Source organism: Acinetobacter portensis, from assembly GCF_009372215.1.
GTDB lineage: Bacteria > Pseudomonadota > Gammaproteobacteria > Pseudomonadales > Moraxellaceae > Acinetobacter > Acinetobacter portensis.
The window spans coordinates 13,813-36,141 of sequence record NZ_LWRV01000089.1 but is presented as its reverse complement, the minus strand read 5'-3'; the positions used below and the strand labels follow the sequence as shown (position 1 = coordinate 36,141).

Sequence of the window (22,329 nt, the reverse complement as noted above, 5' to 3'; positions counted from 1 at the left end):
AATTTTGATAACAAAAATTTGGAGAAAATATGAGTGTTATTCAAGAATTCAAAGAGTTTGCTGTAAAAGGCAATGTAATGGATTTAGCTGTTGGTGTCATTATTGGTGGTGCTTTCGGTAAAATTATCGATTCAGCTGTTGCTGATTTAATTATGCCATTAATTACATGGATTTTGGGTGGGGATGTTGATTACTCAAACTGGTTCTTAGTCTTGGGTGATAATCCAAGTAATGTTACAAATTTAGCTGCTGCGAAAGAAGCTGGTTTAAATGTATTTGCTTACGGTAATTTCTTAACAATCCTAATTAACTTTATTTTACTCGCTTGGGTTGTATTTTGGTTAGTGAAGTTAATGAATAAGATGCGTCGTGAGAAAGCAGCAGAAGAACCAGCTCCAACAGCGACGCCTGAAGATATTGAGTTACTTCGTGAAATTCGTGATGAATTAAAACGTAAAGGTTAATTCTAAAAGAATAAAAAAACGGCACAAATTGTGCCGTTTTTTATGGAATCCCTCTTGTGAAGCAGTGCTTCTCACATTTGTAAAGGGGAACCTCTTCCTTTATCAAAGGGAGGTTGGGAGGGAGGTTTTACCTCTCACCTTGCGCAGCAGTGCTGCTCATCTCCTAAAAGGAGAGGGAATCGTAAAGGGATTAGAAATCCATTCGAAATTTGATTTCTAACAAATGCCAACCAAATTGGCTTTTAATCGGACCATGTAATTCACGTTCAGCTAAAGTGAATACGGCTTTATCAATAGGCCCGACCAATTGACCTTTTTTAATATCACCTAGTTCGCCACCTTTTTTTGCAGATGGGCAGGTTGAATGCTGTTTGGCAATTTTTGAAAAATCTGCACCATCCTTAATTTTCTTTTTTAGCTGTTCTGCAAGTTCTTTATCTTTCACCAAAATATGACGGACGATGGCAGACTTCATGCTTTTTTTCCTTTCATTGCTTTCTGACTCGTTATTTTAACCTTTTTCAATGGCTGACATTGAGGACAAAATGCACTTGCACGTTGTCCAAGTTTAATATTTTCTAAGGTGGTTTCGCAGTTCACACACATTTCACCAACTCGGCCATAAGCCAATAAAGTTTGTTGGAAGTAGCCATTTTCACCCATTGCATTGGTGTAATCACGTAATGTAGAGCCACCTAAATCGATGGCTTGTTTTAATATGCGCTTAATTTCAATGACCAATTTTTCAATTTGATGATGTGTAAGAGATGAAGCGGGCTGTGCAGGATGAATACCTAAATTAAATAAACTTTCAGTCGCATAGATATTTCCAACACCAACCACAACATGATTATCCATAATCGTAACTTTAATAGCGGTACTTTTACTTTTTAATTTAGAAGCTAAATATTCTGCATTAAAAGCATCACTTAAAGGTTCAGGACCTAAAGTGTCAATCAGCTTTGTTTGTGATTGATCATCTAGCCATAAAATACAACCAAAACGACGTGGATCGTGATAACGAAGTTCCATATCTTCAAATTGAATAATAAGATGATCATGTTTGCGAAGTTCATCTGTCGGTTCGCACATACGAAAACTTCCAGACATACCTAAATGCCAAAGCATTGAATCGTGCTCAAATTCAGCCAAAATATATTTGGAACGTCTAGAAAGTTTAAGAAGTTTTTGTCCAACGAGTTTTTGAATATCATTGGGAATGGGCCATCTTAAGCTTGATTGATGAACAGTCACACGAATGACTTTTTCATTTAAAAGAGGCAATAAACTTGTTTTTGTGGTTTCAACTTCAGGTAATTCAGGCATCTGATATTAAATATATGAGGATGTGACTAATATCGGGTTATCGCTTTCAGATTACAAGCTTAATTTAGATGTGCTTAAAAGAAAGTATTCATAAGTACTTAAATTATAGTAATAAATGCATAAATATATATAAAATTATACTTATTTAGCTATTCTGATTAATCGTTAAAAATAATATCAAAATTTACTAACATATTGAAAATAATATATAAATTATATTTATCATCATTTGTTTTAGTCTTTTTAGTGATTATATAAATAAAAGTATGTAAACGAATAAAAATAATGCTGAGAAAAATGAATAAAAGTTAGGTAGTTTTCACATGAATTTTGCAAATATTAGTTGTTTGTAAACAGGTATTTACCCAATCAGGTTTCAATCATGAAGAAAATTAGTTTAGCCATTTTACCAGCTGTTTTGATGTCAGTTATGGTACAAGCTCACTCAGAAGATGCTTTTGATCCGAAAGGTCAGTATATGTTTGGCGATTGGTCGGGTAAACGTACCGAACTTGCGCAAAAAGGGGTGAAGTTCGAAGCAAATATAGCAACCGATACCGCTTACTTAGCCGAAGGTGGGCGTAATGAACATGCTGATCCTACTATTGCGGGTCAATTGTGGTTAGGTACAGCGCTAGATATGGAAAAATTAGCGGGTTGGAATGGCGTAAGCATTCGTGCAGTAATGACGGCACGTCAAGGTCAAAGTACAACCGTAAATGATTTACAAGATAATTCAGCGCCGCAATTAGCCAATGTTCAAGCAAACTTTGGCCGTGGTAATCAACAGTCTCGTTTGACAGAATTATCGATTGAAAAAAATTTTAAAGAACAAGGTCTGAGTATTAAAGTGGGTCGCTTAGGTTTAGGCATGGACTTTAATGTCATGGCTTGTGATTTCCAAAGTAATGCATTTTGTGCTGCTCAAATGGGGAAATGGCAAGGTGGAATTTGGATGAATACGCCTGTTGCACAGTGGGGCGGACGTGTTAAATATCAAGTTAATCCTGAAGTATTTGCACAAGTGGGCGTATATGAATTTAACCCAGATAATGGTAATGCAAAAGCTGAAGGACAGGGTTGGAGCTTAGATACAGATAATGCCGATGGTGTAACCATTCCTGTAGAAGTCGTATGGCAACCAAAATCATTCATTAATGGTTTAGCGGGTAGCTACCGTGTTGGTGCTATGTACAACACAGCAGATAACCCTGCAAACCAAAAAGATATTAAAACAGGCGCACCTGAAGATCGTACATTTGGTGGTTGGTTGGCAATTGAACAACAGCTCACATCTACAGGTTCGGGTAAACAAGGTTTACATAGTTTTGCTAACTTCACTTGGCATGATCGCATAACGAATAAAGTGGATAATTCACAACAAATTGGTTTGAAATATGTAGGGGTATCTGCCGCATTACCAAATGATTATGTCGGTCTTGGTGTAAACCGTGTTCACGTGAATAATCGTGTTGCAGATGTAAAACCACAATTTAATGCGAGCGCAGAATATAATATTGAATTGAACTATAGCTACAACCCAACAAAATGGTTGATGTTGCGTCCAAACTTACAATATGTGATTAACCCTGGTTCTACAAACAATGTGGATGATGCATTTGTATTAGGTTTAAGCACTAAATTTATTTTCTAAAGAATAAAAAAATCTTTAAATAAACAGGTTCTTCGGAGCCTGTTTTTTGTTTTCTGAGCTAGAATAAAATTTGAAAAAAATGAATGATTAAAAAATGAGGGGATTTGAGTGTCTTTATTATTTCAGCCGATTCAATTTGGAAAACTAAGTTTAAGCAATAAAATTATTATTGCCCCAATGTGCCAATATTCAGCAAACAATAATGGCGAAGTGACTTTTTGGCATGAACAGCAATGGGCAAAATATGCATTATCGGGTGCAGGTTTAACCATTATTGAAGCTACAGCTGTACAACCTGAAGGGCGTATTAGTCATGCAGATTTAGGTTTGTGGAATGATGATCAAGCTGAGAGAATGAAAGGGGTTTTAAATAAAATAAAAGCAATTTCACCTGCACCTTTTGCTATTCAACTTGCACATGCAGGACGCAAAGCATCTAGTGATTTACCTTGGACAGGCAAAGGGCAATTAAACCCTCAAGATACTTTAGGATGGCAAACCGTTTCAGCAAGCGATTTGGCTTTTAATGAAGCGGATCATGTGCCACATGCATTAACAATTGATGAGATTCAAACCGTCATTGCAGATTTTGCACAAGCGGCAAAAAGAGCGGTAGATGTTGGTTTTGATTTAATCGAAATACATGCAGCACATGGCTATTTATTGCATCAATTTTTATCGCCACTTTCAAATAAGCGTACAGATGAATATGGTGGAAATTTTGAAAACCGAATTCGTCTTACTGTAGAAATATTTGAAGCCATTAAAAAAGCTGTTCCACAAGATTTTCCAATTGGTATTCGTATTTCCGCCACAGACTGGATGGATGGTGTGGATAGTTGGAATGTGGAATCTTCAGTTGAATTATCTAAAAAATTAGAAGCTTTAGGCGCTGTATATATTCATGTTTCGAGTGGTGGTTTAGACGCTAAACAGAACATAGATATTCATAGTTGCTATCAAGTGCCATTTGCACATGCGATTAAGCAAGCCGTTAATATTCCTGTCATTGCTGTTGGTCTGATTGAAGAACCAATGCAAGCAGAAGGAGTGTTACAATATGAGCAAGCCGATGCCATTGGTATTGCGCGTGGAATTTTGTATCAACCGAATTGGCCTTGGCAAGCAGCAGCCGAATTAGGCGCGAAAATTGCAGTATCTCCACAATATTTAAGATGCCAACCTCACGGTTTAAAAGATTTATTTACTTCATTTTAGTATTGAAACATCACTTTAGTTTTAAACGCCACTACGTTTTAGGACAGAATGTTTCTGTCCTAAAATTTTAATATTTGGAAAGGATATTATTTTCATGATCTTTACGATAATCGGACCTATTTTCTTACTTCTAGCTTTAGGTTATTTGTCTGTAAAGTTGAATTTATTATCGGAGTTGCAAATTGCAGCGGTGGGTGCTTTTGTTATTAAAGTTGCATTACCTGCTTTGTTGTTGCAGTCACTTTCTGCCAAAGATTTACATGAAATTTGGTTTCCAGAATATTTTGCGGTGTATGGCGGTGCAACTTTTTTACTCTATATTGCTGCCTTTTTCATTCTTTCTCATTATTTTAAAAATACTAAATCTGAAACCGCCGTATTGTCTTTGGGCGCATCCATGTCGAATACGGGTTTAATTGGTGCAGCAGTATTGACCTTGTTAATGGGGCAAAAGGCGATGACTTATATATCGCTTGTTGTGATTATTGAAAGTGTATTCTTAATTCCTGCTGTTCTGGTTTTAGCTGAACTCAATATGAAGAAGAGTGGCAATGTAAATTTATTCGCCATTATTAAAAATACCGTACTGACTTTAGTGAAAAATCCCATTTTTATGGGGGTTGTATTTGGTATTATTTTCGCTGCGTTTAAAATTAAAATTCCACATCAGCTTGATCAGGTTTTATTAATGCTTGGGCAAACAGCATCACCATTGGCATTATTTGCAATTGGTGGTGGTATTGTGGGTTTAAGCCTGAAATATGTGAATCTTCAAAGTGTTTATTTGGTTATTTCAAGCAATCTTATTTTCCCATTATTGGTCTTTTTAGGTCTGACGTATTTAACAGATGTAAGCCAAGAAATGATATATACAGGAACTATTATTGCATCTTTACCTATGCCAACAATTTTCGCCATGTTGGGACAAGCTTATGGTTTAAGTGAAAAAACATTAACACCGTTACTCATGAGTACCATTGTGGGTTTCATTGTAATGAGTGGTTTAATTGCGATGTGGTGGTCTTAAATTAAAATTACAGATCTTTCTTGTTTTTGGTCGTGTAAATCTAGTGCTTTAAGTTAAACTTAGCATTGTAAATATAAGTGAAGAAGTGAGTTTTTAAGATGTTTATCAAAGGTATTAAACGCAGCTACGATAAAATTAATGCCGATGAAAGTATCGCAGATGAAGATAAAATTGATGCTTTATTAAAAATACTAGGCAAAGATTATTTGGTGAGTTCTGAAGATCGTGTTTATGTTTTTCAAAAAGATGATTTAATTGTAAAATTTGATGCAAAACATGCACGTGCTTACCATTTTAAAGATTATGTGACGAAGGATATGAATAAACTATTTCATGGTTTCTAATCGATTATTCATCAATAAAAAACCCTTAAACTAAAATCGTTTAAGGGTTTTTTTTAACTCAAAGAATGGAAACAATTAAGTTTCGTCTATTATTTCTTTGGTGTAGCAGGCGCTTTAGTTTGTTGAGCCATTAAATTTGTTACTGCATCTAAAGCTTCTTTAGCATGAGGTACATTTTTCTCTGCAAGCATACCAAAGATTTTTTTCGCTTCAGGTAGATTTTGTTGAACCAATTTACCTGTCGCTAAAATGTTACCTACTTCCATAAGTGCAGGCACATAACCTTTTTGAGCAAGTGCTTGAATGCTATTTAAACCTGCTTTCACAGTTGCCTCTTTCTTTTCTTTCAGACCTGTATTGATGTCGTATAAAGCACGAAGATGAACGGCTTGCGGATTGCCTTTTTTCACAAGTGGATCAATCAGTTTAAGTGCTTTCTTTGTTGAAGCATCTTTATTTTCACCAAAATAAAGAGCAGCTAAGTCTACATTCGCTTCTTCAATACCTTGTTTAGCTGCTTTTTCTAAGTAGCTTTTTGCTGTGTTTGGTTCTGGCTTAACGCCTAAACCACCTGAAAGATAAGTTTTACCTAATAGATAGTTTGCAGTTGGGTAGCCTTTATCGGCAGATTGTTTGAATAGCTCAAGTGCTTTAGCATCATTTTTTGTTGTGCCTTGACCTGCTTGAGTTAAGAAAGCAAGATCATAAATTGCTTGTGCATTACCTGTTTGAGCAAGTTTGTCTAATTCTTTATATGCATCATTAAAATTCTTAGCTTTTACTAATGTTTCAATTTTAGCAAATGCAGGGTCTACTTGTGGAGCGTTGGCTGCAAGTGCAAATTGTGATGAAACAGCGATTAAACTTGCTAGAAGTATTTTTTTCATAAAATTAAAAACCTTAAATTAACGACAAATATCCAAGCTAAGTATTTGATATAAAAAGAGGGTATAGCGTTTAAATAAAAATGAATAATAAAAAGTATTCAGTGAAGAATTACTTTAGAGATATCTACCAAGTTAAATTAATGCGAAAAACTTAAAAGATTATTAATGTTATGTTTCTTAGCGTATGTTTAGCTTAAATGTTTTTACATTGTGTCCAATGTACAAGAATTAATAACAGCCCTTGAAAAATAAGGCAAAAAAAACCTCCTTTTGCAAGGAGGTTTGATTTTTCTACATATTTTGAAACATTTAGGCTTATGACTGAGGACGTGCAACATCACCATTTAATGCTTCAGGCAGGTCTAAAACAGTTAAACCTAATTCAACTAAAACCTCAGGCTTTGCAATTACCAACGCTTTATAACCACCATCTACACCAATGCTGTTTACTACAGTTGTGTTTGGGCTAAGTTGAGTCGCAGATGCAGGAACATCGCCCGTACCTTGAACCAAATGTAACCAACTTTTTGGTTTTGCCTTAAACCAAAGACGCGCCACAATTTCTTGACCCAAATAACAACCTTTGTCGTAATGAACACCTTCACGTTGATGTAAACGCATTTCTTGCGGTTGAAATAGAGCAGAAGTTGCTGTTTCAATCCATGCTTGACCCGATTCAATGGCTTGTAATTGCCAAGCAATCACATCTGTTTCTGCTGTAGCAAATACAGTGTGATTTCCCTCAATACTTGGGTAAACCACACCTGTATCTTCAAGTTTCATTTTAGAAAAAGCACCAAACTTTTTAATATGTTTAGAAAGTTCTTCGGCTAAATCTGTCGTGGTGATGATATCAAAGCTTTCAGATGTATTTTTCTTTAACCAAAAGCCAAATTGAATACGACCTTTTAAATTACAAATTCCTGTGTATCGTGTTGTACCTTCAGCCAATTTTTCTGCATTCAATGTCACCTGACCTTGAAGGAATTTTTGTGCATCTACACCGTTTAAAGTGAAAGAGGAGAATGTCAGTACGCTCATTTTTTAATCTCTACAACAGTATCTAATACTAAAGAATGAGGTCTATTTTCCGCTATTTTTTGAAAAAAATCACATTTAACATGTCTATTCTTGTCATGAACTTAGAAAATAATAGAAAAACGCAGATTTTTAGACCTAACTTTATGAAAAATAACAAATTTGGGAAATGGTGTTTTGACAGTGTACTATGCCTTCGATGGAATGAAAAACAAGCAACAACAAAAGTTGATAAAAGATTGAATTGAAGGCAGGTAAGCTATGAATAACAACTTCCGTAAACCACTGCAAGGCACCCAGCTAGAATATTTTGATGTACGTGAAGCCGTAGAGAATATTCAGCAAGGCGCATATGAAAAACTTCCATACACATCAAAAGTTCTTGCAGAACAATTGGTTCGTCGTTGTGACTCTGAAATTTTAGAGCAATCTTTAAAAGAACTCATTTACCGTAAACAAGATCATGATTTCCCTTGGTATCCTGCACGTGTGGTGTGCCACGATATTTTAGGACAAACGGCTTTGGTCGATTTAGCAGGCTTGCGAGATGCCATTGCGGAACAAGGTGGCGATCCATCTAAAGTCAATCCTGTTGTGCCGACACAACTTATTGTCGATCACTCTTTGGCTGTGGAATATGGCGGTTTCGACCCAGATGCTTTCGAGAAAAACCGTGCGGTGGAAGACCGTCGAAATGAAGACCGTTTTCACTTTATTGAATGGACAAAAACCGCATTTGAAAATGTAGATGTGATTCCTGCGGGGAACGGCATCATGCATCAAATTAATTTAGAAAAAATGTCACCTGTCATTCAAAACCGTGGTGGCGTTGCATATCCAGATACTTGTGTAGGTACAGATTCACACACACCACATACAGATGCATTGGGCGTTATTTCAATTGGTGTTGGTGGTTTAGAAGCTGAAAACGTGATGCTTGGTCGTGCATCTTGGATGCGTTTACCTGACATTATTGGGGTAGAACTTGTAGGACAACGCCAAGCAGGCATTACCGCAACAGATATCGTATTGGCATTGACTGAGTTCTTGCGTAAAGAACGTGTAGTTGGTGCATATTTAGAATTCTTTGGCGAAGGTGCAGATAGCATGTCTGTGGGTGATCGAGCGACTATTTCAAATATGACTCCTGAATATGGCGCAACTGCGGCAATGTTCTATATCGATCAAAACACCATTGATTATTTAACGCTTACAGGTCGTGAGCCTGAACAAGTGAAGCTTGTTGAAACTTATGCCAAAGAAATTGGTCTTTGGGCGAGCGATATGACAGGCGCGGAATATCCACGTGTGCTTCGTTTCGATTTATCGACTGTTACACGAAACATTGCAGGGCCATCGAATCCGCATGCACGTGTTTCAACAGCAGACTTAAAAGCCAAAGGCATTGCAGGCGTTGTCGAAAATCGTACCGATGGTTTAATGCCTGATGGTGCGGTCATTATTGCTGCCATTACGTCTTGTACCAATACATCTAACCCACGAAACACCGTTGCAGCAGGCTTACTTGCACGTAAAGCCAATGAACTTGGTTTAGTGCGTAAACCTTGGGTGAAATCATCTTTTGCACCAGGATCAAAAGCTGCGGCTTTATATTTAGAAGAAGCAGGTGTTTTAAAAGATTTAGAACAACTTGGTTTTGGCATTGTGGCGTATGCATGTACCACGTGTAACGGTATGTCGGGTGCGTTAGATCCTAAAATCCAACAAGAAATTATAGACCGAGATTTATACGCAACTGCGGTACTTTCGGGCAACCGTAACTTTGATGGTCGAATTCATCCTTATGCGAAGCAAGCATTTTTAGCATCTCCGCCATTAGTTGTTGCTTATGCCATTGCGGGAACCATTCGTTTTGACATTGAAAAAGATGCGTTAGGAAACGATAAAGATGGCAATCCAATTTATTTAAAAGATATTTGGCCGTCTGATGAAGAAATTGATGCGCTTGTAAAAGTAGCGGTGAAACCTGAACAATTTAAGAAAATTTATATTCCAATGTTCGATTTGGGTGTCAATGAAAAATCGGCAAGTCCTTTATATGATTGGCGTGCGCAAAGTACTTATATTCGTCGTCCGCCATATTGGGAAGGGGCTTTGGCTGCACCACGTACTTTAAGCCAAATGCGTCCGTTGGCTATTTTGGGCGATAACATCACCACAGATCATTTATCTCCATCGAATGCGATTGTTTTAGACAGTGCTTCGGGTGAATATTTGAAAAAGATGGGCGTGCCTGAGGAAGATTTTAACTCTTATGCAACGCACCGAGGCGATCATTTAACCACGCAACGTGCGACTTTTGCCAATCCGAAGTTGTTTAATGAGATGGTGGTTCGTTCGGACGGCACAATTAAGCAAGGTTCGAAAGCACGTGTTGAGCCTGAAGGCGAAGTGATGCGCATGTGGGAAGCGATTGAAACCTACATGAACCGTAAACAGCCTTTGATTATTATTGCAGGGAAAGATTACGGACAAGGTTCTAGTCGTGATTGGGCGGCTAAAGGTGTTCGCCTTGCAGGTGTTGAAGCGATTGTTGCTGAAGGTTTTGAGCGTATTCACCGTACCAATTTGGTAGGTATGGGTGTGTTACCGCTTGAGTTTAAAGCAGGAATTGACCGTAAAACGTTGAAGTTGGATGGTACGGAGTTGTATAGCGTTATGGGGAATATTGCACCTCGTTCGACTTTAACTTTGGTGGTGGAACGTGCCACGGTGGATGGTTTGAATGAAATTTTGGAAATTCCTGTAACGTGTCGTTTAGATACGGAAGAAGAAGTTCATGTGTATGAAGCGGGTGGGGTGTTGCAACGCTTTGCGCAGGATTTCTTGGAAGGGAATGTTTAAGAATCTCCCCTAACCCTGAGCCATATATGGCGCAAGGGAAAGAGGGGAACTCCCTCCTTTTATAAAGGTAAAGTTATTGATATTGTTATAAAAACACCCTACTGTTGAGTGGGGTTTTTTCTTGGGAAATAAAAAATGAATGCAAAAGAAATTGGTAGAAGAGCGGGGCGTATTTTTGCTTTTTCTTTGCCTGATAATTGGTCTTTACGTTCGCAAGAGGATCAGGAAGATTATGGTATTGATGCAGAAATAGAAATAATAACTCCCCAAGATAAAGCCACAGGATTAATATTTAAAGCACAAATTAAAGGTCAGAAGACGGTTACTTTAATTGAAGATGGAAAAAAGGTTTCATTTAGCCTTTCCTTAGAGCGTTTGCAATATTATATGTCTCATGTGGAAATAGCTGTCATTCTATTCGTCGTCGACGTTACTAAAGAGGTTGTATATTGGCATAGCTTGCAAGATGATGATGAATTGCGGAAAAGGATGAAAGAAGCATTAGTTAAAGAACAAGATTCAATAACTATTCATTTACTTACATCTAATATTCTTCAACGAGATAATGTAAAAGAGCTTGGTAAAGCGATTAATATTAATATTGATTGGCTACGTTTAAGTGCATTACGAAAAATTAATTATTCAGATATTTTTCAGACATCTACGGATCAAACAGTTCAAAGTTGGTTAGAGCAAGCTAAAACTCAAAGTTTTCATGCATATATGACTCAGTTTGAAAGATTATATACAGAAAAAAAATTTGATGAACTACTTGAGCTCATACACAAAATTTTTCCTGCTCAAACAGAAAAAAATGAGCTAAGATTTTATGCAGGATTATATGCTGAAAAAATTTGTGAACAGCAATTAGGTGTAATGTCTGAAGAATATTATGAATCAAGTTTCGATATTTATCAGCAAATTTTATTCTTGGTTAGGCATAATAAATTTAATAAATATTTTCAACTTTACTCGATATTACTATTCCGTAGTTGGCTTTTAAGAAAACAGATTCAAGTAGATTATCATCAATTTATTTCGTCTAAGCTCACCAAAGACAATCCATTAGCAGCTTGGGTAGTAGACTCAGTTAGAGCAAAATTTTCATTAAAATTGACTTTAAATTTAGTTAAAACAATTCGATTAGTGAACAATTCTATTAAACAAGAAAATCCAAATGTCTTTTTAGATATTTTTCCAAAATTAGGCACTTCAATTTCAATTCTTATCTACAAACTACGTGATGAAAGTCAAGCTGAAGCTGTGGATGTCTTAGAAAATTGGATGAGTTATTGTATTGATTTAGGTTTGAAAATTGCACTTAATTCTAAAGAGGAGAGAGTTTATATACTTTTTTTACATTTATTCGTACAGCTTAAGGTGTATTCAATAGATACAGTTCATCATATTGATAGTGCAATTGAAATGTTAAGTTGCATTACAAAAGAGGAATTAAAATGTTGGATGATACAAAATCTTGAAAAAACAAAAGAAAGATATACATCTTCAATAAGTGAATATGATTTAACTCCTGAAGAGGAGCTTGAGATTTTTAGGAGTCTAGCTAAAAATTTAGGATTTGATTATGAAGATTCTGAAAATGAATTTGGGCGCATAATTAAGCAGGGAATAGAGGATTATAATCCAGAGCGGATTTTGAGAGATTGTGAAAATTTATTGGTATTTAATTCCTCTGCTTTAGGAGTTCCTGCCCAAATGGTAGGTATCCCATCGGCAACAATGAAAATTATTCATTGTTTAGAAGAGGGATATACAGGTGGAGGATGGGTGTTAGATACTGTATATGGAGGTGTTGATGGTATTGAGGGTACAGGATTTAAAAATATAAATTGTTTAAATTGCTCAAAAAAAAATCCAAGAAATTCTGATTGGAAATGGAATAGTCGTTGGCAAGCAGAAATTTATAGAGAGCATGCTGAATTATTTAAAAAGTTAGATTTTTAACTCCTTCGCCTTTCTGACATCATCATTAGACTAAATGGCTAATTAAAAATCATAATTGTTCGGTTATAGTGGTCACACCATTTCTAAAAACAAGGAGAGCAAAAATGGTTCAAGCTGGTCAAAAACCTGGCACAGGCTTCTATTTTTGTGTGCAATGCGGACACCGCACCTACTTAGAAATTGGTACAGACCGATTACCCCCGTGTACCAAATGCCATGGCGTTCAATTTAACAATAAGAACACCTAAGCAACACACATAAAACAGCACTCACTGTTTTAAATAAAAGCCCTATCACCCGATGGGGCTTTTTTGATAACGTATAACAACAGCAAAATAAAAACAAAGGAACACCACATGGAAACCATACTCGGCTTATGTATAGGCATTGGACTTAGCGCAGCATGCGGATTTCGCGTATTCGTACCACTATTAGTTATGAGCATTGCATCACTTGTAGGATGGTTCGAACCCATGAAAGGCTTCGAATGGCTCGCAATGCCATCGGTATGTATCGCACTTGCAGTTGCAACAGTCTGTGAAATAGCCGCTTACTACATACCGTGGGTAGACAACATGCTAGACAGCATAGCAACCCCCGCAGCCATGATTGCAGGCACACTTACCACAATGGCAGTCAGTTCAGGTGAAATGTCACAGTTCGCAAGTTGGGCATCGGCAATAATTGTTGGTGGTGGAACGGCAGGCGCAGTACAAATGAGTACCGTAGCGGTTCGTGGCGTATCTACCGCAACAACAGGAGGTGTGGCAAATCCATTGGTTTCAACAGGCGAATGGATTGGCGCAATTCTATTGTCAATTTTGTCATTCCTTGTGCCTGTATTGGTGGTTATTCTTATCATTGTACTGGCTATATTTGCAGTAAGATGGTTCCGAAATAAAAAGACCAATATTGAACATGAACCGATAACTTAATATGAATAAACGTAGAAAAATACAATTTATTTGAGGCTTAATCACTCAAAATCAAAAAGACCAAGCCGTTTAAAAAACAGCCGAAATAGTGTTTGATTTTTATGCATAAAAGGCATATTTTTAGTGTGTGATTAATAAAACCATAATTATTTTATGGGATTTGTATCTATTTGTTCGTATTTGAACTTTTTAAGTTTTGGGGGCTAAAAATGCAAATGATAAAATTTATAGTCGATGAAAAACCTGCTGCAAATGGCGTAAATAAAATACATAATGGAACAACAGGTTGTGAAGATTTACCTAAGTTTCAAGATCAAATACTGATAGGGTATTTTGCAAATTTCGAGCTTGCCTATAAACGTGCAAGAATGAATTGGCCAAGAGAGAAAGTTGAAGCTTGTGAAAAGTGTTGTAATTTATAAATAAACTACATATTGAAACCCACCAAAGTGTGGGTTTTATTTATATTAAATTGACTTGGTATATTGAAAGAATTTTAATGATAAAAATTACAGCAGGCATTTTAATTTCATCTGCTATTTTTGCAGGACAAATGGCATTTGCAGAAACATCTCAGCAAAAACAGCAAACGCTTAGTCCCGAAGAAATTAAACTTCAAAAAGATAAAATTAAATACAAAGCCTATATTCCCCAAAGCTATACCTTATTTGAAGCCATAGAAGGCGATTTAAACAAAGACGGTCAAAAAGACTTGGTTCTTATTGTGAAAGGAACAGACTCAAAGCAATGGATTGATGATGAATATAGAGGAAGACTTGACCGAAACCGCCGTGGAATTTTGGTATTTTTGAATCAAAATGGTAGCTATAAAAAAGTAGTGCAAAACCTCAGTAGTTTTTCATCTGAAAATGAAGATGGTGGGGTGTATTTTGCACCCGAGCTGAGTGTAGAAATTGCTAAAAATAAACTTTTTGTAAATTATGGACATGGTCGTTATGGATGGTGGGGCTATAGTTTTAGACTAGAAAATAATGATATGCGCTTAATTGGTTATGAAAACTCAAGTAATCATGGTCCTTATATTTCAAGCGAAACGAGTGTTAATTTATTAACAGGAAAAAAGCTTTATCGTAAAAATATGAATGAAGATGATGAAGAAAATCCACGTTTTAAAGAAACATGGTCTAAAGTAAGTTTAGCCCCCATTTATTTATCTAAAATTAAAGACTTTGATGAATTACTTGTAGATTAAATTTGTACGTATCATCTAAAGAGAAATTAAATAAATGGCTTAAAAATTGCTTTGTAAAAAGTGTATTTGGCTTTTAACAATTCAGTATATTTTAACGAAAATAGTAGATAAAAATGGAAAATGTAGAAACTTTAGAAAAAGCACCTTTACCCAAAAAAGCGCATTTACTTGCAGGTTGGTCACTTTTACTTATTTTAGTTGGTGGGGCAATTGGTGGAGCTTTTGCCGGACTTGCTTATGTAATCAATATTAAAATTTATCAGTCTTCATTAAGTAAAATGCAGAAAATTTTGGCAAATTTACTCTGTGGTATGTCGGCTATAAGCTTGTGGTGGTTTATTGCAACATGGGTACAAAGTACAATTTCTTAAAAAATGAATAAGATTGATTTTCTACAAAAAATCTTCATTCAATATATGTAAATGTAGAGTGTAAAAATTCCTGAATAAGCATCATTAAACAGATAGAAAAATCTTAATTTGATGCTTATTGGGAAATATTTTCTATTATTTAATAATTGGTGAAAATATTTTTTATGAATTAAAAAAAATAGCGCATCTTAGGAAATTTATTTCAAGCACCTTTGGCTACTATATATCTCAAGGGTGTGACGGGAATCGAAAAGAGTAGCATGCTGTGAGCGGCGCAAAACGCGAGTGCAGTACTTACCCAAAAGGTCTCGATTCGACTTAGGACGCTATAGATCACAAGTTTATAGGCTATAAGATCATAATTTACAAAGTCATGATAGTTGAAGTAAACAAACACTGTTTTTCCCAACACCCTAAAAAATTTTCAGAATAAAATACAAAAATAATTTTTCAATTGACCATTCTAAACTCATCAAACTCTCTTCAAATTAAGTAATTAAATAAAAGCCCTCACGGATGAGAGCTTTTGAATAAACCTTTTTAGAATTTATTTTTGGTAGTACCAAGCAACACAAGCATCTGCCAAAATTTGTGTAGTATCAAAACATACATTTAAAATGGGTGAGTTGATTGCATGTAATCCTAAAGGAATTTCTGTACACGCCAAAATAATCGAGTTTGCACCTTGGTCTATTAAACGCTGACTTAAATCTTGAAAAACAACACCTGCTTTTTCCGCTTCATTACGTTTTACCGCATAAACAGCAGGCATAAATTCTTCTTCAATTTCTTGGTCAGAATTGATGACAAAAGGAATGTCATATTTGCTCAATTCACGCTGATATAACTCAGTTGAAAGTGCGCCTTTGGTTGCTAAAATTCCAACTTTATCGCCAGTTTTATAGCTTTTTAAAATCTGTTGTACGGTAATTTCAACCATATTTAAGATTTCAAGCGCAGTTTGCTGTTGTAAATCTGCGTGCCAAAAATGCGCCGTGTTACAAGGAATAGCGATTTTAGATACGCCACTGCGTTCTAAAATTTTTAAACCATGTAGCATTGCATTGAGCGGGCTTTCACCACGTTTTTTTAAAGCAAGTTGTCGGTCAGGAATTCCCCCATGATTCCAAACAATTGTTGGAATATGCTCCTGATCTTTCGTTGCAGGGCTTGCATCGAGCAGGCGCTGTTGAAAATCAACTGCTGCACCTGGCCCCATGCCACCCAATATACCTAATGTAGGAAGTTCTGAAAAATCAGTCATCTTACAAACGGTATGCATCTTGGTTTGAGAAAGTAGAACGGTAGCCAAATAGACCAACTGAACCACCTGTATGAAGGAAAATCACTTTGTCATCTTTAGTGAAATGACCTTGGCGAATAAGACCCACTAAGCCTGCAAAACCTTTACCTGAGTAAACAGGGTCAAGCAAAATACCTTCTGTGCGAGCAAGTAGTTCTACAGCTTCGACCATACTATCTGTTGGAATGCCGTAGCCATCGCCTACATAGTCGCTGTTTGCTAAAACTTTTTCACGTGCAACTAAGTCTGCATTTAAACCTAAATGTTCTAAAGTTGCGCGTGCAAGTTTATAGACATTTTCTTCTTGTTTAGATTTTTCAGCACGAACTGAAATACCTAAAACAGGTAGGTTTGAGTTTGTTGCTGCAATGCCTGCCAATAAACCTGCTTGAGTACCTGTACTGCCTGTTGCATGTACAAGGTGAGTTGGTACAAGTTGAATTTGGTTGAGTTGGTTGATGAGTTCAATTGCTGTAGATACATAACCTAAAGCACCAATAGCATTTGAACCACCGCCTGGAATGATATAAGGGCGTTCACCTTGTGCTTCTAGTTCTTTGGCTTTTGCTTCTAAAGCCGCAGCCATGTCTGTGCCACCTGAAACAACTTCAATAGATGTTGCACCTAAAATTTCATCAAGCAGTAAATTACCGTTGTTGTAGTATTCAGAAGCGCCATCGCCAACACGTTGCTCTAAAATAACAGATGCTTTTAAGCCAAATTTGTTTGCAGCAGCAATGGTTTGACGGACGTGGTTAGATTGAGTTGCACCTTGAGTCAGTACGTGTGTCGCACCTTTTGCAATTGCATCGCCAATTAAGAACTCTAATTTACGTGTTTTGTTACCACCTGTTGCAAGACCAGTTGCATCGTCACGTTTAATATAAATTTCAGGACCACCTAACGCTTTAGTTAGGTTTGGTAAAAACTCAAGAGGAGTAGGCGCGTGAACAAGTTTAACGCGTGGTAAATGACTTAATAACATAGCAGTGTCCTGTGGTCTTAGTGTACGTAATCAATCATGCGACTTACTTCTTTACGCATGATTTCTAAAATATGTTTTTTGGTTTCAATAAATTCTTGCTGTGGCGTAATGTTTTCAATAGTACGAGCACGTGGCAAATTGACTTGAATATCTTCTGCAATACGCCCAGGGTGTCCCGCCATTAAAATAATGCGATCTGCCAAAAGTAGTGATTCATCGATATCGTGAGTGACAAACAAAACGGTGGTTTTATTGTCTTGCCAAAGTTTGGTTAATGTTTCCTGCATCAGAATTCGTGTTTGTGCATCGAGTGCGCCAAAAGGTTCATCCATGAGCAGAATTTTAGGTTTCATCACCCATGCACGGGCAAGGGCAACACGTTGTTTCATGCCACCTGAAATTTGCCAAATACGGTGATTTTCAAACTTCTTTAAACCTGTTTTTTCAAGATAATATTCGGTTTGTTCCGTAATATGTTTTGCATCTGCTTTTGATTGTTTCAGTGGAAATTGAATGTTTTCTTTCACCGTTAGCCATGGGAAAAGTTGTGCTTGTTGGAATACAACAGCGCGGTCAATTCCCGGACCTGAAATGCTTTGACCATCGACAAAAATATTGCCTTGGGTCGGGTGTTCAAAACCAGCAAGCAAATTCAAAATAGTCGATTTACCGCAACCTGATGGCCCAAGTAAGCAAACGAATTGACCTTCAGAAATCTGTAAATTGATATCTTCAAGAACGGTGTTTTCTGTTTTGTTTTGCTTAAATGTTTTTTGAACATTATTCAGCTGAATAAATGATTGAGTCATTATGCTTTTCCTGTCCAAGGTGCCCATTTTTGTTGTGCTTTCACAATCAGCCAATCTAAAATAAAGCCAATTGTGCCAAGTAAAATAATGCCAACAATCACCACATCAGTTCTTAAATAAGAACCTGCATTAATGATCATCCAACCTAAACCTGAAGTTGCTGCAACCATTTCAGCTGCAATAAGTGATGTCCAGCCAATACCAATAGACAAGCGAATTGTGGTAAAAATTTCAGGAAGTGAAGACGGTAAAATCACACGAAATAAAATTGATGTTTTACCTAAGCCCATTGTTTGTGCAGCTTGAATAAGACCATGTGACACGTTTTGACTTGCGGCTGTTGCACCTACAATGACACTTAAAAATGTGGCAATAAAAATAAGGAAGAATTTAGATTCTTCGCCAATACCAAGCCAAACAACAACAAGTGGAATAAGGGCAATTTTAGGAATTGGGCGTAAGAATTGTACGAAAGGATCTAAAATAGCATTCAGTACAGGACTACGACCCATCAATAAACCTAAAGGAACACCAATAATGATGGCCACGAAAAATGCAAAAAATGCACGAGCCGTACTCACTAGAATGTGTTGATAAAACGGAGCATCTCGGTAACCGTTTTGGAATAAATCTAAAACTGTATCTACAATTTGAAGTGGAGAGGGCAATAAAATGGGTGACACAAGTTTGAATGTACACGCAAGTTGCCAAAGAAATACAAAAGTGATGAGTGACAATGCACTGATCACTTTTGCTTTAAACGGGTTCAACTGAATCATCCTATAACCTTATTTTGTCGCTTCAATAAGGTATTTGCTGTTGATGTTTGGCGCATAGCTCTTAGGTACATCGGACTGTTTTAACTCGCCAATCCCAACTAAAAACTTAGAAATATCGAGTGCTGCTTTGGCAATACCTGAATTTTCATCATTTGGTGTAGCACCTAAGTATTTCTCAGTTGCTTGATCTTTCAATGGAATATAGTCAATACCTGCAAGTGTTGTTTCAACTTGTTCATATGGAAGACTTAAGTATTTAGAAATTTTTTCAGAAGCAGCTTTAGGGTCTTGTTTATATTCATCTACTTGTTCTTGATAAGCTTTTAAGAACTTAATTACAAGATCAGGATGTTTCTCAGCAAATTCTTTGCGAACAGCAAAGTTGTTATAAACTAAAATACCTTGTTCATTGAGCGTTGTTGTACGGTAAATTTCTTTACCACCTTGTTTTTCTAGCTGTTGAGTAAATGGTCCCCAAACATAGGCAGCATCGATGTCACCACGTGTCCATGCCGATACAATTTCAGCAGGTTTAAGTGGTAATAATTGAATTTTTGATTTATCAATTTTTTCCAATGCTAAGGCTTGTTCTAAAGCATATTGCGCTGTTGAGTTTGCAGGGAAAGCCACTTTTTTACCGACTAAGTCTTGTAAGCCTTTAATTTCAGGACGAACGATTAAGCGTTCTGCGCTAGAAATAAGACCTTCTAAACCAATGACTTCAATTGGTAATCCACGTGTGATGCCTGCAACGGCTGGGCTTGAGCCAAAACGTGCAATATCAATTTCATTTGCAGCGAAATAGTTAATTACGTCTGCACCTGAAGCAAATTCAACCCATTTGATTTTAGTACCTAGTGCTTTTTCAAAATCACCATCTGCTTTACCTAAAACCCAAACACGAGGACCACCACCCCATGCAAAACGCACTTCTTTTGGTAATTCTGCAGATGTCGTAGGAGCAGATGCATCTGCTTTAGTTTCAGTGTTTTGTTGTGCGTTGTTGCCACAGCCAACTAAAAGTGCTGAGCTTAGAATTCCCACAGACAAAGCTAAATTTTTTAAATTAAGATGAGTTGTATTAAGCATCTCTATTTCCAGTATTTTTGAAATTTTCTCGATCTTAATGAGATATTGTGATTAATAAAAATATGAAAAAATGGAATAGATATATTAAAAAATGAAGTTATATATATGAATAAAAACGAATTATTTATATGTAAAAGCGTAATAAATTTACTATATGGTTAAAAGCCTTACTGTGGTGCACTTTTAATATTGATTTGACCAATAAGCTGAATAAAAAATAATCCAAAAGTATATTTATAATAAATTCGCATTTGATAAAAATAAATAAAATTGAGTGTTCATTTTTATCAAGTTTAGAGGCTGACGGATATGAAGAGAACACCAACTATACGATGAAATACTTTTGATTATTATCAATTATTTATGATAAAAATAAGGGTGTAAAAATCTAATTCTAAGACGTCAGGAGATGCGTAATGATGACTAAGCTTGAAAGAATGCTTTCAGGGCGCGCATTCACTCGACGACTTATTATCATTTTATCCATACTTGTTATGGGATGGATTGACCTTGCAACAGGTTATGAATACTCCTTTGCTGTTTTTTATTTAATTCCTGTCTCTATTGCAGCTTGGTACGACACACCCAAAGTTACCATATTCACAATATTAGCAGCAGGTTGTACGTGGTTATATGCAGACTTTGGTTCGGGACATCAATATACACAGTCTTTTACACCGTATTGGAATGCATTTGTGCGTTTAGCCTTTTTTAGTGTTGTGGCTGTTTTGCTGTTTAAGGTTCGTAGCAATTTAATTGAAATGACCAAAATGGCAATGAAAGATAGTTTAACGGCTTTAAGCAATTCCCGTGCATTTCAAATGCAATATGATGATATTCGACGTAAATCACATAAATCTTCACAGACTTTTGCTGTTGGGGTAATTGACCTAGATGGCTTTAAAAAAGTAAATGATTCGTTGGGACATACAAAAGGTGATGATGTACTCGTAGAATTTGCTCAAGTTTTGAAAAATTCTACAAGAAGTTCAGATGTTGTTGCACGTATGGGCGGTGATGAATTTATTATTATTCTTAAAAATACAGATGCTAAAGGCGCTGAAGACTATGCCATGCGTTTACGTAGAAAGTTTGAGGAAAGTGGTTTAAAAGCTCAATGTGGTGTCGATTTTAGTATGGGCATTAGTATATTTGAGCATCTTCCTGAAAACTTAGATGATGCAACACACCAAGCAGATTTATTGATGTATAAAGCTAAAGAACTTGGCAAATCTCAAACCACAATTCAATTGGCTTAATAACAGTTATAGCTGAAAGATTGACAGCCGAAAAGCATCTTGCTACTTTGCGTTTTTTCCTCCCGATGCTGTAATTTCATGCCTTTAGACGACAAATTTGTATATATGCCTCCGCAAGAACCACTTTCTATTGTCTATGAAGATGATGATTTGGTGGTGATTGAAAAGCCTGCGGAATTGTTGTCTGTTCCTGGGCGATTACCTGAACATCATGACAGTGCTTATTTACGTGTTTTGGAGAAATATCCAAATGCGAAAATCACGCATCGTCTAGATATGGCGACCTCGGGCATTTTAATGTTTGCCAAACATCGTGATGCTGAAGTTGCTATTAGTAAGATGTTTCAAGCGAGAACTGTAACGAAGAACTATATTGCTTTGGTTCAAGGGAAACTTGAAGGTGAGGGAAGTGTAGACGTTCCTTTAATTACAGATTGGGAAAATCGTCCGCGTCAGATGGTGCATTTTGAGTTAGGGAAATCTGCAAAAACGCTGTATCAAGCCTTGGAATATAATGTAGAAGAAGATATTACGCGTGTTTTATTGACACCAATTACAGGGCGTTCACATCAACTGCGTGTGCATATGATGCATATTGGTCACCCGATTACAGGCGATAAAATTTATCATCCTGAGCCTGAACGAAGTGTATTAAATAGAATGGCATTACATGCAAGTTATTTGGCTTTTACTCAGCCTTTGAGTGGAAAGGAAGTTGAAATTAAAGGGAATGTACCTTTTTAGATTTTTTGTGAATGAATGTGAAAAGTGTGATGTATTTTACATTTATAAGCAAAC

At 36.4% G+C, this 22,329-nt stretch carries 23 protein-coding genes; 14 read left to right on the top strand and 9 right to left on the bottom strand.

Annotation, left to right across the window (positions count from 1 at the left end; genetic code table 11):
- Window positions 1-29 precede the first annotated feature (29 nt).
- On the top strand, window positions 30-464 hold the full coding sequence (gene mscL, locus A6M14_RS10810; RefSeq protein ID WP_152874992.1) for a large conductance mechanosensitive channel protein MscL: 435 nt from the start codon (window positions 30-32) through the stop codon (window positions 462-464).
- 190 nt (window positions 465-654) lie between these two features.
- Here the strand turns inward: mscL and A6M14_RS10805 are convergent, their stop codons facing one another.
- Both A6M14_RS10805 and mutM read right to left on the bottom strand, forming a co-directional pair.
- Window positions 655-939 carry a peptidylprolyl isomerase gene (locus A6M14_RS10805; RefSeq protein WP_152874991.1) on the bottom strand — a complete coding sequence of 95 codons (285 nt, stop codon included), beginning with the start codon at window positions 937-939 and terminating at the stop codon, window positions 655-657.
- Window positions 936-1,790: a bifunctional DNA-formamidopyrimidine glycosylase/DNA-(apurinic or apyrimidinic site) lyase gene (gene mutM / locus A6M14_RS10800; RefSeq protein WP_152874990.1), complete on the bottom strand. Its 855-nt coding sequence runs from the start codon at window positions 1,788-1,790 to the stop codon at window positions 936-938. Before mutM ends, A6M14_RS10805 begins: the two co-directional genes overlap by 4 nt.
- A gap of 382 nt (window positions 1,791-2,172) precedes the next feature.
- Between mutM and A6M14_RS10795 the strand changes: the two genes are divergently transcribed.
- The 4 genes from A6M14_RS10795 to A6M14_RS10780 all read left to right on the top strand — a co-directional run bounded on the left by A6M14_RS10795 (window position 2,173) and on the right by A6M14_RS10780 (window position 6,033).
- Window positions 2,173-3,444, top strand: coding sequence for a carbohydrate porin (locus A6M14_RS10795; protein WP_152874989.1), 1,272 nt, complete (start codon window positions 2,173-2,175; stop codon window positions 3,442-3,444).
- Between the two features lie 108 nt (window positions 3,445-3,552).
- The gene (locus tag A6M14_RS10790; protein ID WP_188110895.1) at window positions 3,553-4,662 is read left to right on the top strand and encodes an oxidoreductase; all 1,110 of its coding nucleotides are present in this window, start codon (window positions 3,553-3,555) and stop codon (window positions 4,660-4,662) included.
- 94 nt (window positions 4,663-4,756) lie between these two features.
- A complete protein-coding gene (locus tag A6M14_RS10785; protein ID WP_152874988.1) occupies window positions 4,757-5,689 on the top strand; it encodes an AEC family transporter in 933 nt (310 codons plus the stop codon).
- Window positions 5,690-5,787: 98 nt separating this feature from the next.
- Window positions 5,788-6,033: a hypothetical protein gene (locus A6M14_RS10780; protein WP_152874987.1), complete on the top strand. Its 246-nt coding sequence runs from the start codon at window positions 5,788-5,790 to the stop codon at window positions 6,031-6,033.
- An 89-nt stretch (window positions 6,034-6,122) separates the two neighbouring features.
- Here A6M14_RS10780 and A6M14_RS10775 read toward each other — a convergent pair whose 3' ends face one another.
- Window positions 6,123-6,920, bottom strand: coding sequence for a tetratricopeptide repeat protein (locus A6M14_RS10775; RefSeq protein ID WP_152874986.1), 798 nt, complete (start codon window positions 6,918-6,920; stop codon window positions 6,123-6,125).
- Between the two features lie 315 nt (window positions 6,921-7,235).
- Entirely contained in the window at window positions 7,236-7,961 is a 726-nt protein-coding gene (gene ygfZ, locus A6M14_RS10770; protein WP_152874984.1) for a CAF17-like 4Fe-4S cluster assembly/insertion protein YgfZ, read from the bottom strand.
- 258 nt (window positions 7,962-8,219) lie between these two features.
- Between ygfZ and acnD the strand changes: the two genes are divergently transcribed.
- The 7 genes from acnD (at window position 8,220) to A6M14_RS10735 (ending at window position 15,307) form a co-directional block, all read left to right on the top strand.
- Window positions 8,220-10,823 (top strand): Fe/S-dependent 2-methylisocitrate dehydratase AcnD, encoded by a 2,604-nt coding sequence (gene acnD, locus A6M14_RS10765; protein WP_152874983.1) that lies wholly within the window; start codon window positions 8,220-8,222, stop codon window positions 10,821-10,823.
- A gap of 135 nt (window positions 10,824-10,958) precedes the next feature.
- The gene (locus A6M14_RS10760; RefSeq protein WP_152874981.1) at window positions 10,959-12,788 is read left to right on the top strand and encodes a DUF4365 domain-containing protein; all 1,830 of its coding nucleotides are present in this window, start codon (window positions 10,959-10,961) and stop codon (window positions 12,786-12,788) included.
- 68 nt (window positions 12,789-12,856) lie between these two features.
- Window positions 12,857-13,036 (top strand): zinc ribbon-containing protein, encoded by a 180-nt coding sequence (locus A6M14_RS10755; RefSeq protein WP_338325176.1) that lies wholly within the window; start codon window positions 12,857-12,859, stop codon window positions 13,034-13,036.
- Between the two features lie 108 nt (window positions 13,037-13,144).
- Window positions 13,145-13,723, top strand: coding sequence for a DUF4126 domain-containing protein (locus tag A6M14_RS10750; RefSeq protein ID WP_152874977.1), 579 nt, complete (start codon window positions 13,145-13,147; stop codon window positions 13,721-13,723).
- A 215-nt stretch (window positions 13,724-13,938) separates the two neighbouring features.
- Window positions 13,939-14,145: a hypothetical protein gene (locus A6M14_RS10745; RefSeq protein ID WP_152875036.1), complete on the top strand. Its 207-nt coding sequence runs from the start codon at window positions 13,939-13,941 to the stop codon at window positions 14,143-14,145.
- 131 nt (window positions 14,146-14,276) lie between these two features.
- The gene (locus A6M14_RS10740) at window positions 14,277-14,936 is read left to right on the top strand and encodes a hypothetical protein (protein WP_241678067.1); all 660 of its coding nucleotides are present in this window, start codon (window positions 14,277-14,279) and stop codon (window positions 14,934-14,936) included.
- A gap of 113 nt (window positions 14,937-15,049) precedes the next feature.
- Window positions 15,050-15,307: a hypothetical protein gene (locus A6M14_RS10735; RefSeq protein ID WP_152874973.1), complete on the top strand. Its 258-nt coding sequence runs from the start codon at window positions 15,050-15,052 to the stop codon at window positions 15,305-15,307.
- A gap of 547 nt (window positions 15,308-15,854) precedes the next feature.
- Here the strand turns inward: A6M14_RS10735 and cuyB are convergent.
- Genes cuyB through A6M14_RS10710 form a run of 5 tightly spaced genes read right to left on the bottom strand, consistent with a single transcriptional unit; the run spans window position 15,855 to window position 20,272 of the window.
- A complete protein-coding gene (cuyB, locus tag A6M14_RS10730; protein ID WP_152874972.1) occupies window positions 15,855-16,571 on the bottom strand; it encodes a cysteate racemase in 717 nt (238 codons plus the stop codon).
- 1 nt (window position 16,572) lies between these two features.
- A complete protein-coding gene (gene cuyA, locus A6M14_RS10725; protein ID WP_152874971.1) occupies window positions 16,573-17,595 on the bottom strand; it encodes a D-cysteate sulfo-lyase in 1,023 nt (340 codons plus the stop codon).
- Between the two features lie 17 nt (window positions 17,596-17,612).
- Window positions 17,613-18,404: an ABC transporter ATP-binding protein gene (locus A6M14_RS10720; protein ID WP_152874970.1), complete on the bottom strand. Its 792-nt coding sequence runs from the start codon at window positions 18,402-18,404 to the stop codon at window positions 17,613-17,615.
- Window positions 18,404-19,183, bottom strand: a complete 780-nt coding sequence (locus tag A6M14_RS10715; RefSeq protein WP_152874968.1) for an ABC transporter permease — start codon at window positions 19,181-19,183, stop codon at window positions 18,404-18,406. The genes A6M14_RS10720 and A6M14_RS10715 overlap by 1 nt, the downstream gene beginning before the upstream one ends.
- 9 nt (window positions 19,184-19,192) lie before the next feature.
- Entirely contained in the window at window positions 19,193-20,272 is a 1,080-nt protein-coding gene (locus A6M14_RS10710; protein WP_152874966.1) for a taurine ABC transporter substrate-binding protein, read from the bottom strand.
- A gap of 416 nt (window positions 20,273-20,688) precedes the next feature.
- Here A6M14_RS10710 and A6M14_RS10705 point away from each other — a divergent pair, with 416 nt between their 5' ends.
- Entirely contained in the window at window positions 20,689-21,531 is an 843-nt protein-coding gene (locus tag A6M14_RS10705) for a GGDEF domain-containing protein (protein WP_152874965.1), read from the top strand.
- 78 nt (window positions 21,532-21,609) lie between these two features.
- Window positions 21,610-22,275, top strand: coding sequence for a pseudouridine synthase (locus A6M14_RS10700; RefSeq protein WP_152874963.1), 666 nt, complete (start codon window positions 21,610-21,612; stop codon window positions 22,273-22,275).
- Window positions 22,276-22,329: the final 54 nt, after the last annotated feature.

Excerpts from the sequence above, each read along its gene's own strand:
- mscL (WP_152874992.1), top strand. The coding sequence starts at position 30 with ATGAGTGTTATTCAAGAATTCAAAGAGTTTGCTGTAAAAGGCAATGTA.
- A6M14_RS10805 (WP_152874991.1), bottom strand. The coding sequence starts at position 939 with ATGAAGTCTGCCATCGTCCGTCATATTTTGGTGAAAGATAAAGAACTT.
- mutM (WP_152874990.1), bottom strand. The coding sequence starts at position 1,790 with ATGCCTGAATTACCTGAAGTTGAAACCACAAAAACAAGTTTATTGCCT.
- A6M14_RS10795 (WP_152874989.1), top strand. The coding sequence starts at position 2,173 with ATGAAGAAAATTAGTTTAGCCATTTTACCAGCTGTTTTGATGTCAGTT.
- A6M14_RS10785 (WP_152874988.1), top strand. The coding sequence starts at position 4,757 with ATGATCTTTACGATAATCGGACCTATTTTCTTACTTCTAGCTTTAGGT.
- A6M14_RS10780 (WP_152874987.1), top strand. The coding sequence starts at position 5,788 with ATGTTTATCAAAGGTATTAAACGCAGCTACGATAAAATTAATGCCGAT.
- A6M14_RS10775 (WP_152874986.1), bottom strand. The coding sequence starts at position 6,920 with ATGAAAAAAATACTTCTAGCAAGTTTAATCGCTGTTTCATCACAATTT.
- ygfZ (WP_152874984.1), bottom strand. The coding sequence starts at position 7,961 with ATGAGCGTACTGACATTCTCCTCTTTCACTTTAAACGGTGTAGATGCA.
- acnD (WP_152874983.1), top strand. The coding sequence starts at position 8,220 with ATGAATAACAACTTCCGTAAACCACTGCAAGGCACCCAGCTAGAATAT.
- A6M14_RS10760 (WP_152874981.1), top strand. The coding sequence starts at position 10,959 with ATGAATGCAAAAGAAATTGGTAGAAGAGCGGGGCGTATTTTTGCTTTT.
- A6M14_RS10750 (WP_152874977.1), top strand. The coding sequence starts at position 13,145 with ATGGAAACCATACTCGGCTTATGTATAGGCATTGGACTTAGCGCAGCA.
- A6M14_RS10745 (WP_152875036.1), top strand. The coding sequence starts at position 13,939 with ATGATAAAATTTATAGTCGATGAAAAACCTGCTGCAAATGGCGTAAAT.
- A6M14_RS10740 (WP_241678067.1), top strand. The coding sequence starts at position 14,277 with ATGGCATTTGCAGAAACATCTCAGCAAAAACAGCAAACGCTTAGTCCC.
- A6M14_RS10735 (WP_152874973.1), top strand. The coding sequence starts at position 15,050 with ATGGAAAATGTAGAAACTTTAGAAAAAGCACCTTTACCCAAAAAAGCG.
- cuyB (WP_152874972.1), bottom strand. The coding sequence starts at position 16,571 with ATGACTGATTTTTCAGAACTTCCTACATTAGGTATATTGGGTGGCATG.
- cuyA (WP_152874971.1), bottom strand. The coding sequence starts at position 17,595 with ATGTTATTAAGTCATTTACCACGCGTTAAACTTGTTCACGCGCCTACT.
- A6M14_RS10720 (WP_152874970.1), bottom strand. The coding sequence starts at position 18,404 with ATGACTCAATCATTTATTCAGCTGAATAATGTTCAAAAAACATTTAAG.
- A6M14_RS10715 (WP_152874968.1), bottom strand. The coding sequence starts at position 19,183 with ATGATTCAGTTGAACCCGTTTAAAGCAAAAGTGATCAGTGCATTGTCA.
- A6M14_RS10710 (WP_152874966.1), bottom strand. The coding sequence starts at position 20,272 with ATGCTTAATACAACTCATCTTAATTTAAAAAATTTAGCTTTGTCTGTG.
- A6M14_RS10705 (WP_152874965.1), top strand. The coding sequence starts at position 20,689 with ATGATGACTAAGCTTGAAAGAATGCTTTCAGGGCGCGCATTCACTCGA.
- A6M14_RS10700 (WP_152874963.1), top strand. The coding sequence starts at position 21,610 with ATGCCTTTAGACGACAAATTTGTATATATGCCTCCGCAAGAACCACTT.